The sequence below is a fragment of the Rahnella woolbedingensis genome (assembly GCF_003602095.1).
GTDB lineage: Bacteria > Pseudomonadota > Gammaproteobacteria > Enterobacterales > Enterobacteriaceae > Rahnella > Rahnella woolbedingensis.
This window is the reverse complement of sequence record NZ_RAHH01000001.1, coordinates 75,571-89,264: the sequence shown is the minus strand read 5'-3', so window position 1 is coordinate 89,264 and position 13,694 is coordinate 75,571. Positions and strand designations below refer to the sequence as shown.

Annotated in this window: 10 protein-coding genes; 5 read left to right on the top strand and 5 right to left on the bottom strand. The window is 52.8% G+C overall.

Translation table 11 applies throughout. The features are described 5' to 3' along the window. Window positions 1-8: 8 nt before the first annotated feature. Window positions 9-1,310: a carbohydrate ABC transporter permease gene (locus tag D6C13_RS00390; protein ID WP_120130877.1), complete on the bottom strand. Its 1,302-nt coding sequence runs from the start codon at window positions 1,308-1,310 to the stop codon at window positions 9-11. A gap of 96 nt (window positions 1,311-1,406) precedes the next feature. Further along, window positions 1,407-2,633: an extracellular solute-binding protein gene (locus D6C13_RS00385; protein ID WP_120130876.1), complete on the bottom strand. Its 1,227-nt coding sequence runs from the start codon at window positions 2,631-2,633 to the stop codon at window positions 1,407-1,409. Window positions 2,634-2,909: 276 nt separating this feature from the next. Between D6C13_RS00385 and D6C13_RS00380 the strand changes: the two genes are divergently transcribed. From D6C13_RS00380 to D6C13_RS00365, 4 genes are all read left to right on the top strand, one after another. Beyond that, window positions 2,910-4,013: an ABC transporter ATP-binding protein gene (locus D6C13_RS00380; protein ID WP_120130875.1), complete on the top strand. Its 1,104-nt coding sequence runs from the start codon at window positions 2,910-2,912 to the stop codon at window positions 4,011-4,013. A 152-nt stretch (window positions 4,014-4,165) separates the two neighbouring features. Continuing rightward, window positions 4,166-5,320 carry an ABC transporter substrate-binding protein gene (locus D6C13_RS00375; RefSeq protein WP_120130874.1) on the top strand — a complete coding sequence of 385 codons (1,155 nt, stop codon included), beginning with the start codon at window positions 4,166-4,168 and terminating at the stop codon, window positions 5,318-5,320. A gap of 47 nt (window positions 5,321-5,367) precedes the next feature. Beyond that, window positions 5,368-7,341 carry a catecholate siderophore receptor CirA gene (gene cirA, locus D6C13_RS00370; RefSeq protein WP_120130873.1) on the top strand — a complete coding sequence of 658 codons (1,974 nt, stop codon included), beginning with the start codon at window positions 5,368-5,370 and terminating at the stop codon, window positions 7,339-7,341. Between the two features lie 84 nt (window positions 7,342-7,425). Beyond that, window positions 7,426-8,385, top strand: a complete 960-nt coding sequence (locus D6C13_RS00365; RefSeq protein WP_120130872.1) for a D-2-hydroxyacid dehydrogenase family protein — start codon at window positions 7,426-7,428, stop codon at window positions 8,383-8,385. A gap of 63 nt (window positions 8,386-8,448) precedes the next feature. Here the strand turns inward: D6C13_RS00365 and tmaR are convergent, their stop codons facing one another. Beyond that, window positions 8,449-8,781: a PTS system regulator TmaR gene (tmaR, locus tag D6C13_RS00360; RefSeq protein ID WP_120130871.1), complete on the bottom strand. Its 333-nt coding sequence runs from the start codon at window positions 8,779-8,781 to the stop codon at window positions 8,449-8,451. A gap of 157 nt (window positions 8,782-8,938) precedes the next feature. Beyond that, a complete protein-coding gene (locus D6C13_RS00355) occupies window positions 8,939-10,036 on the bottom strand; it encodes an FUSC family protein (protein ID WP_120130870.1) in 1,098 nt (365 codons plus the stop codon). Between the two features lie 226 nt (window positions 10,037-10,262). Between D6C13_RS00355 and sbcB the strand changes: the two genes are divergently transcribed. Next, window positions 10,263-11,690 (top strand): exodeoxyribonuclease I, encoded by a 1,428-nt coding sequence (gene sbcB / locus D6C13_RS00350; RefSeq protein WP_120130869.1) that lies wholly within the window; start codon window positions 10,263-10,265, stop codon window positions 11,688-11,690. Window positions 11,691-11,952: 262 nt separating this feature from the next. Here the strand turns inward: sbcB and D6C13_RS00345 are convergent, their stop codons facing one another. After that, entirely contained in the window at window positions 11,953-13,329 is a 1,377-nt protein-coding gene (locus D6C13_RS00345; RefSeq protein ID WP_120130868.1) for an APC family permease, read from the bottom strand. Window positions 13,330-13,694 lie beyond the last annotated feature (365 nt).

Below are 13,694 nucleotides of genomic sequence, written 5' to 3'. Positions count from 1 at the left end.
TCTCCCGGTTACGCCATATCATCTTGTTTAAATGAATTCGTTGAACGGAATTGCCACAGCGCAATACCGACCACAAATATCGACAGCAAAATCGTAATGGTCGCGGCAATGGCATATTGCGAAGATGACATGGTGAGTTTATATATCCACGACACCAGAATATCCGTTCCGCCTGCATTCGAACCGGCTACTGCCGGGCCACCGTTATTAAACAGATAGATAATATTGAAGTTATTAAAGTTGAAGGTGTATTGCGTGATAATAATCGGTGCAATGGAGTATAAGACCAGCGGCAGCGTAATGGTTTTCAGCTTCTTCCAGGTGCTCGCCCCGTCCATTGTCGCCGCTTCGTATAAATCGTTCGGAATAGCCTGCAATACGCCAGTGGTCATCGCAAACACAAACGGGAAACCCAGCCAGGTCTGCATCAGGATAAGCGCAGTTTTGGTCCAGAACGGATCCGTCAGCCACGCCTTCGGCTCAATGCCCAGAGCGGACAAAATGCCGTTATTGATAACGCCGAATGAATCGTTGAACATACCGGCGAATACCAGAATGGTGACAAAACCGGGCACTGCCCACGGCAGAATAAGCACGGTGCGGATCAGCGCCTTGAAGCGCAAATCTTTCTGATTGACCAGGATCGCCAGCATCACGCCCACCGTACATTGCAGCGTGGTCGCCAGCACGGTCCAGACCACCGTCCATTGCAATACGTCCAGCAACGTTGAGCGCCAGATATTAAGGGTGAAGATGTTAATAAAGTTTTTGAATCCCACCCAGTCAACTAATTTAGCCGGTGGCGTGTGATACAAATTGTAATTGGTAAACGCGATAGAGAAACCGAATATAATCGGAAAGACCACCACAAACACCAGTAATATAAAGCCCGGTGTAATCATCAGATAAGGGAAACCTTCGCGCAGCAGCAAATGATATTGCTTACGTACGCTGGGTAATTCCATGCCTTTATCACGGCGTTTACCGTTTGCCCACGCATCTCGCAGACTCCAGTAATAAAAACCCACACCAAACGCCCCGATTAATACGCTGATAATGCCTTTGGCCAACAGGAATATCGAGTTATCACGCGGCACTTCTTCGCCCAGCGTATATAACCCCAATAATCCCTGACGCAGGAAATCATAGAACACGCCGGCGAAACAAATAAGAATGATAAAAAACAGTATTCCCTTCGGCCATTGCCGGTTATAGAACTGCCCAAAACCGGGGATCAGCGCCAGTCCCAGCGCCACCGGTGCATGGTGGCTGGCACAGTGTGACGCCTGGTTTTCCTCATGAAGACGCATAGACACAAAGATGTTCCTTTCACTGGTGAGGGCGTGAATTCACGCCCTCCTGTCAGACGTACATAGTCTTTAACGAATTAATTGTGTTTAACCGGATTACTCGTTGCTGGCTTTCGCCGCCTCGATTTGCATCTGAATATTCTTCACCGCATCGTTGAGCGCGGCCCCGACCGGTTGCTTATCGGTCACACCCAGTTGGATACCGTTGTTGGCCGGGCCCCAGACTTCCTGCATTTCCGGGACACCTGGCATCGCCGTTGCGCGGGTAGACTGTTCGGCCACCGCGTTGGCTTTCTCATCGTTTTTGATCATCGGATCGTTCACCAGTGCGGTCAGTGCCGGGATTTCCTTAGTCACTTCGTAGCGCACCTTGGCGTATTTCGGCTGATTGATGAAGGTGATGAATTTCTCCGCCAGCGGTTTTTGTTTGCTGTATGTCGAGACCGCATAACCTTTCACGCCAAGGAATGAGCTCATCGGTTTGCCGTTTGGCAGCAACGGCAGCGCTTTCACCCCGTAGTTAATGCCAGCCGCTTCATACGGCTGAAAAGCCCACGGACCGGTGATGACCGCTGCGGCTTTCTTCTCGGTGAACAGCGAGTCGATGGCGTTCAGGCCGTTATCGCCGACAATCCCCGCCGGGAATAATCCATCGGCATAGAATTTTTTCAGGTAAGTGATGGCTTCGACGCTGCCCGGTTTGTTCAGGCCGATATCTTCAACGTTGATTTCGCCTTTGGCATCCTTACCAAAAATGTAGCCCCCCATAGAGGCCATCGCGCCGTAGGCGTAATACACTTCGTCAAACTTGGCCAGCAGGCCATATTTGCCTTTCGCCCTTTCCGCTTTCGAGAAGGTGTAATACTCATCGAGCGTCGCCGGAGCCTGTGGCAGCAAGTCTTTGTTGTAAATCAGCACCAGCGTTTCGACAGCTTTCGGCACGCCATAAGTCTGGCCTTTGAGCTGAAATGCATTGATAGCCGATGGCGTAAAGCTGTCGGTAAACGCTTTATCGAGCGTCAGCGGCGCCAGTAAACCCTGCACCACCGCTGTCCCTAACTGATCATTGGGGATGACGACCACGTCCGGGCCGATTCCCGCCGGACCATCCAGTCGTAGTTTCTCCGTTTGCTGTGCATAAGGCGTTTCCTGCACAACGACTTTGACGTTGTTCTCTTTTTCAAAATCTTTCACCGCGTCGGAAATACCGGAAGATTTCTTAATATCTTCCCAGATAAGTAACTGCCCCTCTGCTGCCCGGACGGCCTGGCTGCTAAGGCTTAAAGACATCAGTACCAGGGCAGTAAGGTGTGTAATTTTCATTGTTGCTCCTGAATGTGAAGGTATAACATTTTTGTGGGTTGCGTTACGACATTCAATCTATCACTTAATAAACAAACCCATTAAATACTGATTATATGAAGATAAATGTCGTCATAAAAACTATGTTATACGTTAAACTTACAAACCATAAATCACTACAAAAAGATGCGCATTGTGTGATCTTCTCTCCAAAATTCGAACCCGCCTGTGCAAACGTTTACACAAGGTGGTTATAGTCCGAAACATCAGCGGTATGAATTTTTAATGAGGTCAAACATGTCCAGCATCAGACTTAAAAATGTGGTCAAACGTTTCGATAAAACAGTGACGTTGCATGGCATCAATATTGATATTGAAGACGGCGAATTCACCGTTTTCGTCGGGCCATCCGGATGCGGGAAATCCACCCTGCTGCGCATGATTGCCGGGCTGGAAGATATTACGGAAGGAGACGTTTACATTGGCGAGCAGCGGGTGAATGACGTCGACCCTTCCCGGCGCGGCGTGGCGATGGTGTTTCAGTCCTACGCGTTGTATCCGCACATGACCATTGCGGAAAACATGGGTTACGGGCTGAAAGTGAACGGCGTGCCGAAAGACGAAATTCGCCATCAGGTCGAGATGGTCGCCAAAACGTTGCAGCTTTCTCATCTGCTGGACAGAAAACCGAAACAGCTTTCCGGCGGTCAGCGCCAGCGCACGGCTATCGGCCGCGCGATCGTGCGAAATCCGCAGGTGTTTATGTTCGATGAACCGCTGTCTAACCTCGATGCCGAACTGCGCGTGGATATGCGTTTACACATTTCCAAGCTGCATCAGGAACTCAAAACGACCATGGTTTACGTGACGCACGATCAGACCGAAGCCATGACGCTGGCCGATAAAATCGTGGTGATGAATTACGGCAAAGTCGAGCAAATGGGTGCGCCGATGGACCTTTACTACAATCCGCTGAATCAGTTTGTCGCCGGTTTTATCGGTTCGCCGAAGATGAATTTCCTGCCTGCTGAAGTTGTGAGCTGGCAGCCGGATCGGCTCGAAGTGCGCCTCACGCCGGAGAAAACCCTGACGCTGGCGCTGAGCACCCGCGAACTGGCAACGGGGGATAAAGTGACCCTCGGCATCCGCCCTGAACATCTGCTGTCGCAGGAAACCGAAAACGTGCTGGAATTTAACTGCGAAGTGGTCGAGCGGTTGGGCAACAGCACGTATCTGTTCGGCCAGTGTTATGGCACGGATGGTTTTAAAATGCTGCTGCCGGGCGATATGGCGTTCAATCCTTATCAGAGTCTGACGACCTGGTTTGATGCCAAACGCTGCATGGTCTTCAGCGAAGACGGTCTGCGTATCAGTGCCCCAAGCCTTTCACATCTGCATTAATCTTCTTCATTAAAACAGGCCGCCCTTTCCGGGCGGTTTCCTTCCGCTTCTCATCCATACGCCTGATGCAAAATGTAAACAGCATTGATAATCGTTATCATTTCTTTTAATGTTGCCGCCTCTTCAGGGAAACGTAAAGGAATCGGAAGAAGATGAATTATCAGCAGAATATTTTCAGCAGACTTACAGGCAAGCGAATTGCTGGCGGATTAGCAGGACTCACCTTCGGTTTGATAAGCGTCACGGCGCAGGCTGTCACTGTGACAGACATTGCCGGACGCACGGTTACAGTGCCGGATGATGTTCAGCGCGTGGTACTGGGAGAAGGTCGTTTGTTCTTCGCCCTTTCCCTGCTCGAAGGCCAGAAACCTTTCGACCGCATTGTCGGCTGGCAGGGGGATTTCCGTAAGCTTGACCCGCAAACCTACGCCACCTATCAGGCGAAATTCCCGCAGATCGACAAGATCCCGCTGATTGGCAATACCAGCGCCGACAGTATCAGCCCGGAAAAAGTGCTGACGCTGAATCCGCAACTGGCGATCTTTGGTTTATCGGGCCACGGACCGGGCAAAGAAAGCGAGCTGGTAAAGCAACTTCAGAAAGCCGGAGTGCCGGTGGTGTTTGTTGATTTCCGCACCTCTCCGCTGAAAAACACGCTGCCAAGTATGGAACTGCTGGGCAAAGTGCTGAACCGCGAGAAACAGGCGCAGGCGTATGTCCGCTTCTATCAGGACAATATCAAACGCGTCACCGATGTGACGAAAGACATTCCTGAGCAGGATAAACCGAAAGTCTTTATCGAACTGCGCGCCTCGACGGCGGATGAATGCTGTCGTTCAGCCGGCAACGGCAATATGGGTGATTTTATCAGCCAGGCGGGCGGCGTGAATATCGCCAAACCTCTGCTGCCGGGCCCTCTCGGTCAGGTGAATCTGGAAAAAGTCATCGCCTCGCAGCCGGATGTGTATCTGGTCAGCGGTGGCGCCAAACCGCCGAAAGCCAGCGATCCGCTGCCCGCCGGTTTAGTACTCGGCGCGCAGACTACGCCGGAACAGGCGAGCGCCAGTCTGAAGCCGCTGCTGGCGCGCAAAGGCATCAGCACGCTGAAAGCCGTCGAAGATGGCCGCATTTTTGGCATCTGGCACAACTATTACAATTCTCCGTATAACGTGCTGGCCGTACAGGTCTTTGCCAAAGCGTTTTATCCGCAAAAGTTTGCCGACCTCGATCCACACCAAACACAAAAACAACTTTATAAACAGTTCCTCGCCGTCGAACCGACCGGCACTTACTGGACGCAGTTTTAGGACGTTGCCCCGGGCTGCCGGGGCTTTTTATCTCACGGAGAGAAGAAATGGCTAAGGTTAAACTCACACCGGCGGTTAAAGCCGGGCTGCTTGCACAACTTATTGCTGCCGCAATGCCTGTGATGGCGGAAGAAGCCAGCGAAGTGAAAGAAAAAGAAGAACAGATGGTGGTGACCGCCTCCTCCATCGAACAAAATCTCAAAGATGCCCCCGCCAGTATCAGCGTGATCACCCGCGAAGACCTGCAAATGAAACCGGTGCAAAACCTTAAAGACGTCCTGAAAGATGTGCCCGGCGTGCAGATCACCAATGAAAGCGACAACCGTCAGGGCGTCAGCATCCGCGGACTGGGCAGCGGCTACACGCTGATTTTAGTCGACGGCAAACGCGTCAATTCGCGCAACGCGGTGTTCCGTCATAACGATTTCGATCTGAGCTGGATACCCGCAGAATCGATCGAACGCATCGAAGTGGTGCGCGGGCCGATGTCATCATTATACGGTTCCGACGCGCTGGGCGGCGTGGTCAACATCATCACCCGTAAAGTCGGCACCCAATGGCACGGCACGCTGAGCGCCGACACTACCGTTCAGGAGCATCGCGATCGCGGCGACAGCGGCAACGGCAATTTCTTCGCCAGCGGCCCGCTGGTTGACGATTTACTCGGCGTGAAAGTTTACGGTGCGCTCGGTAAACGCCAGAAAGATCAGGCCAGTTCCGCCAGCGGCAGCACCGGTCAGCCGCGTATCGAAGGCTATACTTCGCGCAACGCCAATGTGGAATTCTCGCTGACACCGACCGAAGATCAGGACATCACCTTCGGCTACGGCGCAGACCGCCAGGATCGCGATTCCGATACGCTGGATAAAAACCGCCTCGAACGTGAAAACTACTCGCTCGGCCACAATGGCCGCTGGGGACTGGCGAATACCGAACTGCGTTTCTACGGTGAAAACATTGAAAACAAAAACGCCGAAACCATCACCTCGAAAAACAATTCTCTCGACGGCAAAGTTGTGGTCCCGCTGGGCGATTACAACCAGTTCCTGACGTTCGGCGGCGAATACCGCAACGACAAACTGGAAGACGGCGTAAACATGAAAAATGGCGGCAGCACACAGGCCAATCAGTACGCGCTGTTCCTGGAAGATGAATGGCGGATCTTCGAAAGTCTGGCGCTGACCGGCGGCGTGCGTATGGATGACCACGAAAACTACGGCGTCAACTGGAGCCCGCGTGCCTATCTGGTCTTCAACGCCACCGATACCGTAACGATGAAAGGCGGCTGGGCATCGGCCTTCAAAGCGCCGTCGCTTTTACAGCTCAGCCCGGACTGGCAAAGCGCCTCATGCCGCGGCAGCTGTAACGTGGTAGGCAGCAAGGATCTGAAAGCCGAAACCAGCGAAAGCGTGGAATTTGGCCTGTATTACGCCGGTCAGGAAGGCGTGCTGCAAGACGTGACCGCCAGCGCGACGGTGTTCCAGAACGACATCGACGATATGATCACCGTGCTGCGCACCGCTAACCGCAGTCTGGCACCGACGTATCAGAACTTTGTCGGTTTCGACGCCAGCGGCAATCCGATCTTCCAGTATTACAACGTCAACAAGGCACGCATCCGCGGGCTGGAAACCGAACTCGGTTTACCGCTGACCGGTCAGCTGAATCTCAAGCTGAATTACACTTACAACGACGCACGCGATCTGAGTAATGGCGGTAATAAGCCACTGTCCGAGCTGCCATTCCACACCAGCAACGCGACGCTTGACTGGAAACCGCTGGATGCCTGGAGCTTTTACCTTTCCGCCAACTACAAAGGGAAAAGCCGCACCACCACTGACGGCAACGCCACGCCGGGCGGATATACTATCTGGAACACCGGCGGCTCGTATGCGGTGAATAAAGCGGTAAAAATTCGTGCAGGCGTACTGAACCTGACGGATAAAGATCTCAACCGCGACGACTACAGCTATAACGAAGACGGTCGCAGATATTTCGCTGCCGTGGATTACAGTTTCTGACAATAACCTCCCGCCGGGACACTTCACGTCCCGGCAGTTTCAGTGCTATATCTCTTTATCACTATTTTCTGATAAGGGATTTCCATGCCGCTGCAATGTCTCATTCTTGATGATTACCAGAACGTTTCCCTTTCGCTGGCTGACTGGCGTTCACTGTCGCCGCAGGTGGAATGCCGCGCACTCACAGAACATATTGATGACGAAAACGCGCTGACCGAATCGCTGAAAGACGCAGAGATTCTGGTGATTATGCGCGAGCGCACGCCGTTCACCGCCGCACTGTTTGCCCGCCTGCCAAAATTGAAACTGCTGATCACGTCCGGAATGCGTAATGCTTCAATAGATCTTGTTGCAGCTAAAAAGCACGGCGTGACCGTATGCGGCACCGGCAGTGGTCAGGCCGCGCCGGTGGAACTGACCTGGTCGCTGATCCTCGGGCTGGCACGCCATCTGGTCACTGAAAGTACCGCGCTACGCCACAACGGCCCGTGGCAAAGCACGCTCGGTGTTGGGCTGAACGGTAAACGGCTCGGCCTGCTGGGGCTGGGCAAAATCGGACAGAAAGTGGCACACATCGCACAGGCGTTTGGTATGGACGTTTGCGCCTGGAGCCAGAACCTGACCGCAGAACGCGCCGCTGAACATGGCGTGACACTTTGCACATCGAAAGAAGAATTGCTGCAAACCAGCGACGTGGTATCCATTCATCTGGTGCTTGGCGACCGCACGCGCGGCTTGCTGGGTACGCAGGAACTGGCGCAGATGAAACCCTCCGCCCTGCTGATCAATACCTCGCGCGCGGCGATTGTCGATCAGCCCGCCCTGCTTAATGCGCTGCAAAACGGTGTGATTGCCGGTGCGGGACTGGATGTGTTTGATATCGAACCGCTGCCCGCTGACCACCCTTTCAGAACACAACCCAACGTGCTGGCGACGCCGCATCTGGGCTACGTTTCCGACGGCAACTATCAGGTGTATTTCACCGAAGCCGTGGAAGACATTCAGGCGTTTCTGGCGGGAAATCCACTGCGGGTTTTGCAATAACCTGAATTGCAGGCATTAAAAAACCGGGCATAAACCCGGTTTTTGCTTTGAGCGGCGACGAAATTACTTCGTTTCGTTGGCTTTGATTTCGCCCATCGCTTTCAGCTTTTTGGACATTTCACGACGTTCTTTCGACAGGTCTGCATTGCGGATGATGTAATCATCAACACGATCTTCATAGTCGCCGCGCATGCTGGCAATGATCGCCTGAATTTCGTCGATGCTCATACCTTGTTTGATGTAATCGCTCAGGTTGTCGAGCAGCAGAACACGTTTCTGGTTGTCACGGATTTTCTTTTCGTTGTCAGCAATTTCACGTTGTAATTTGTTTTTACGACGGAAAATGCGCACAAACTCCAGAACGTCCTGGAAACTCGGCTTATTGATATTGTCCATTTTAACACCTTCGATTAAGTTACACAGATTCAGTGACTGACTTGTCGCGACCCGTTTTGCCAGCAGAAATAGTAGCGTAGCAAAGAATGGTCAGCGCGCTCAGATAATCGTCCAATGGCTTTATCTTACCCGTTTTAGGCCACAGACAAAAATCCCATCATGCTTTCGTTGTTTTACCGCTGTTTATTTGAGCTTCTTCTTTCTGCATTGTCATGGTGATAAGGTCACCCATGGACTTCAGTTGCTCCGCCACCTGCGAGCTCAGCCACACATAACCATAGACCTGCGCTTCCAGATGATTTGCCGCATTCATTTCCGCCATCAGTGCTTTCAGTTCTTCAGCAGATTCATTGAGCTGATGATTGATCGTCAGTTCATCACCTTTCGTGCCGTTCATCAGCATCAGACTAAGTTTTTCCAGCGTGCTGAGCATCAGCAATTGTGCACTGCGCAACGTACGGGCGTTAAGCATCAGAAAGTGGCTTTCGCGCGAACTCCAGTAAGCATCTGCCATCAGTTCCATCGTACACAGCAGATTACGGCTCAGTGTCTGGATCGCGTCAAACACCTCGCGCGGAATATGTGATTCTTTACTGGCGGGCGCGAACAGAGAACGCATCTTGATCATCTGGCTCATAGACGTTTTCATTTTGCCATGCAGATGCGGGCGTTCGAGCATGTTCGGCGACAGCCACGCGCTATAAAGTTTATTCAGCGACATCAGATAATCCGCCATCTGCATACGCCAGTGAACAAACGCGCGCTGCGGATAAATACTGGCGAACAGCAGCGCCAGAAAAGAACCGAAAATCACATCGCCCGACCGCCAGAGCGCCATTTTCATATCACCCGGCCCGGCCCCGCAGACCACCGCCAGCGTAATACCAATCAGCAATGCCATATACGGACGTTTGCCAAGCGTCAGATAGCCGCAGGCAAACATCACTAAGCCGCACCACGCCAACATCAGCGGAAATGAATACAGCTCAAGCCACAAGGCAATCAGCCCGGAAGCTGCGCCAAGGACGGTCCCGCTGACGCGCTCCAGTACGCGCTGAACGACATTTCCCCAAAACGAAATCGGCCCCATCACCACAACCAGGGTGATCAGCGGCCAGGCGCCTTCGGGGACTTCAGTCAGCCGGACAATCAGGAATGTCAAAATGAACGCCACCGCGATACGCAGGGCGTGAGTAATTCGATAATTACGGTAAATGACATTATCCAGCGGAGAAATTTTCTTGTCGAGACGCACGTTAGGCCTGCCGTAAGGCTTGAATTCAGATTAGGCGGTAGTTTAGCCGAGATATCACAGGCATTCACCCCTGTTATGTCAGGGTTTTGGCAAATTGGTATTGAAGAACGCGCAGTTTTTGACGATGTGTTCCACGCTTGCGCATTTTGTCATGACTTCATTGTGGCGGATGGTATTCTAGTCGCCGTCGATTTTATTATTCCGCACTGATTAAGGTTATTTCGTAATGTCAGACAAGCCGCAAAAAACTTTCTACTTCCACGATTACGAGACCTTCGGTAAGAATCCGGCGCTGGACAGACCGGCGCAGTTTGCCGGAGTAAGAACCGACGAAGATTTCAATATCATCGAAGAACCGCTGGTGATTTATTGCCGCCCTTCTGACGATTATCTGCCAGAACCTGAAGCGGTGATGATCACCGGAATTACGCCACAAATCGCGCTGGAACGCGGCGTGATTGAAGCCGAGTTCACTGCGCAAATCCATCAAGCCTTTAGCGTGCCGGGCACCTGCATTGTCGGGTATAACAACATCCGTTTCGACGATGAAGTCAGCCGTAATATCCTTTATCGCAACTTTTACGACCCTTATGCCTACAGCTGGCAGAACGGTAATTCCCGCTGGGATTTGCTGGACGTGATGCGTGCCTGTTATGCACTGCGCCCGGAAGGTATTAACTGGCCGGAAAACGATGACGGTTTCCCGAGTTTCCGCCTGGAACATCTGACCAAAGCCAACGGAATCGAACATGAAAATGCCCATGACGCGATGGCTGATGTGTACGCCACCATCGCCATGGCAAAACGGGTGAAACAGGCACAGCCACGTCTGTTCAGTTTCCTGCTGGAACACCGCAGCAAGCATAAGCTGAATACGTTAATCGACATTCCTGCCATGGCGCCACTGGTGCATGTTTCCGGTATGTTCGGCGCTGCACGTGGCAATACAGCGTGGGTCGCGCCGCTGGCCTGGCATCCTGAAAACAAGAACGCCGTGATCATGTGTGACCTGGCCGGTGATATGTCGACGTTGTTAGAACTCAATCCTGATGAAATGCGCGAACGTCTGTACAGCCGCCGCGATGCGTTGCAGGCCGGGCAATCCCCGCTGCCGATCAAACTGGTGCATATCAATAAATGTCCGGTGCTGGCTCCGGCCAAAACGTTATTACCGGAAAACGCCGAACGTCTGGGCATTGATCGTCAGCGTTGTCTTGAGAATTTGCAGTTACTGCGCCAGAACCCGCAGGTGCGCGAGAAAGTGGTCACGATGTTTGCCGAGGCCGAACCGTTTACGCCCTCCGATGACGTGGATGCGCGCCTTTACGACGGTTTCTTCAGCGATGCCGATCGCGCCGCGATGCGCATCATTCTGGAAACCCGTCCGGAGAATCTCCCGGCTCTGGATCTGACCTTTAACGATTCCCGCATCGAGCCGCTGCTGTTCCGTTTCCGTGCACGTAACTACCCTGCCACGCTGACCGATGCCGAACAAAAACGCTGGCTGGCGCATCGTCAGGACAAACTCACGGACGAACGTGTGCAGGCGTACATTTTAGAGCTGGAGGCGCTCTATAACTTGCATGAAGGGGATAGTGAGAAGATGGCGCTTCTCGGGGCGCTGTTTGAATATGGGAAGAAGCTGGTCGGGTGATTTGGTTTGGGCCTTCCCCAAATTCCCCTTTTAACTGCGGATTGAGATAATTTCGGTTTCTCACGTGCAGTGATCAATTGTTACGCTGCGCCGAAACCGTCCAAAGGAGGGAAGTGCTTTTCCTCTCTCGTCGGTTTCGGCGCGAAAGGCCATTTGACAACCGTTATTGAAAAACCGAAATTTTCATAAATCTGGCTTTTGAGGCCGCCATTGCAGCGGCCATCTGCAAAGAAAGTTTCCTGCCCTTTTCAAAGGGCAAAAATCAAGCTTCCGGCGCAATCTCTCCGCTCATCTGCGGAGGCTGCTTGCGAAACGCATTGGTGATAAACGCCAGATACCCGAGGCCAATTGCGCCCCAGACTAAGCCCAGTGTCATTGAGCTGGCTTCCAGGTTCAGCCACAGCGCACCGACGGTCAGCGCACCAATCACCGGCAGGACCAGATAGTTGATGTGATCTTTTAGCGTGCGGTTACGTTTTTCACGGATGTAGAACTGTGAAATCACTGACAGGTTCACGAAGGTGAACGCCACCAGCGCACCGAAGTTAATCAGCGCCGTTGCCGTCACCAGATCAAAGGTCACCGCAGACATCGCCACAACCCCGACCAGCAGCACGTTGAAGGTCGGGGTGCGCCATTTCGGATGCACATAACCGAACAGTTTTTCCGGGAATACGCCATCACGCCCCATCACGTACAGCAGACGGGAAACACCTGCATGCGCGGCCATACCGGATGCCAGAACGGTCACACAGCTGAAGCACAGAATGACGGACTGGAAGAACTTACCGGCCACGTAGAGCATGATTTCAGGCTGTGAGGCATCCGGATCTTTAAAGCGCGAGATGTCCGGGAAGTACAGTTGCAGGAAGTAAGACACCACGACGAAGATCACGCCGCCAATCAGTGCGGTCAGGAAAATCGCTTTCGGGATGACTTTGCCTGCGTTCGGGGTTTCTTCAGACAGCGAACTGATACCGTCGAAGCCCAGGAACGAGAAGCAGAGTATGGTCGCACCGGTAATCATCGGCACCACGTGCGCATTCTCACTGAAGAATGGCTTGGTGGTCGCCAGCGTGCCCATGCCCTCGCCCATGTAAACGCCACGGACTAACAGACCCAGGAAAACCACCATGATCGCGACCTGCACCACAACGATAATGCTGTTGAGGTTAGCGACAACCTTGATACCACGCAGGTTGAATGCGGTCATCATGGCGACCAATGCCACTACAAAAATCCACGACGGCACGCCCGGGAAGATGGCTTCCAGGTAGATTTTCGCCAGCAGGATGTTGATCATCGGCATGAACAGGTAGTCCAGCAGAGAGGACCAGCCGACCATAAAGCCGACGTGCGGGCTGATGGCTTTTTGCGCGTAAGTATATGCAGAACCGGCAGACGGGAAACGCTGCACCAGTTTGCCGTAGCTCACGGCGGTAAACAGAACGGCGATCAGCGCGAAGATGTACGCCGTCGCGACGTGACCATCGGTCAGGCCGGAAACGATGCCAAACGTATCGAAAATGGTCATCGGTTGCAGATAGGCAAGCCCCATCATCACAACCTGAACCAGTGTCAGAGTTTTACGTAGCTGGACGCGCTGAGTGGCCGGAGCGGCAGATGTATTAGCAGACATGGCTCAGCCCTCCCTGGATTGCAGACACCGGGCGCTTAAACGCCTCTGAAAGCAACGAACAGGGAAAACTTCGTGAGTTATTACCAGTAAACGGGGGATAGATCTTCACGTCGCTGATTGCAGAGGTGAAGGCTGTGCGAATGTGGCCGCAGCTGAAAGAAGCACCGGCGGGCACCGGTACAGGTTTGAAGTATTGCCCCATGTTACATTTCCTCATAGTGGCGACCGTTTTTAATTTGGGATCGCACACGAACCTTGTTATCTATCCGGATCTGGGTCCGGCCTCTGTTGAATTAGTTTGGGTACTGCTAATACAAAAAAAATAACCGGCGCCTTTAAGCGTCGGTTATCTGCAGTGCGGCGTA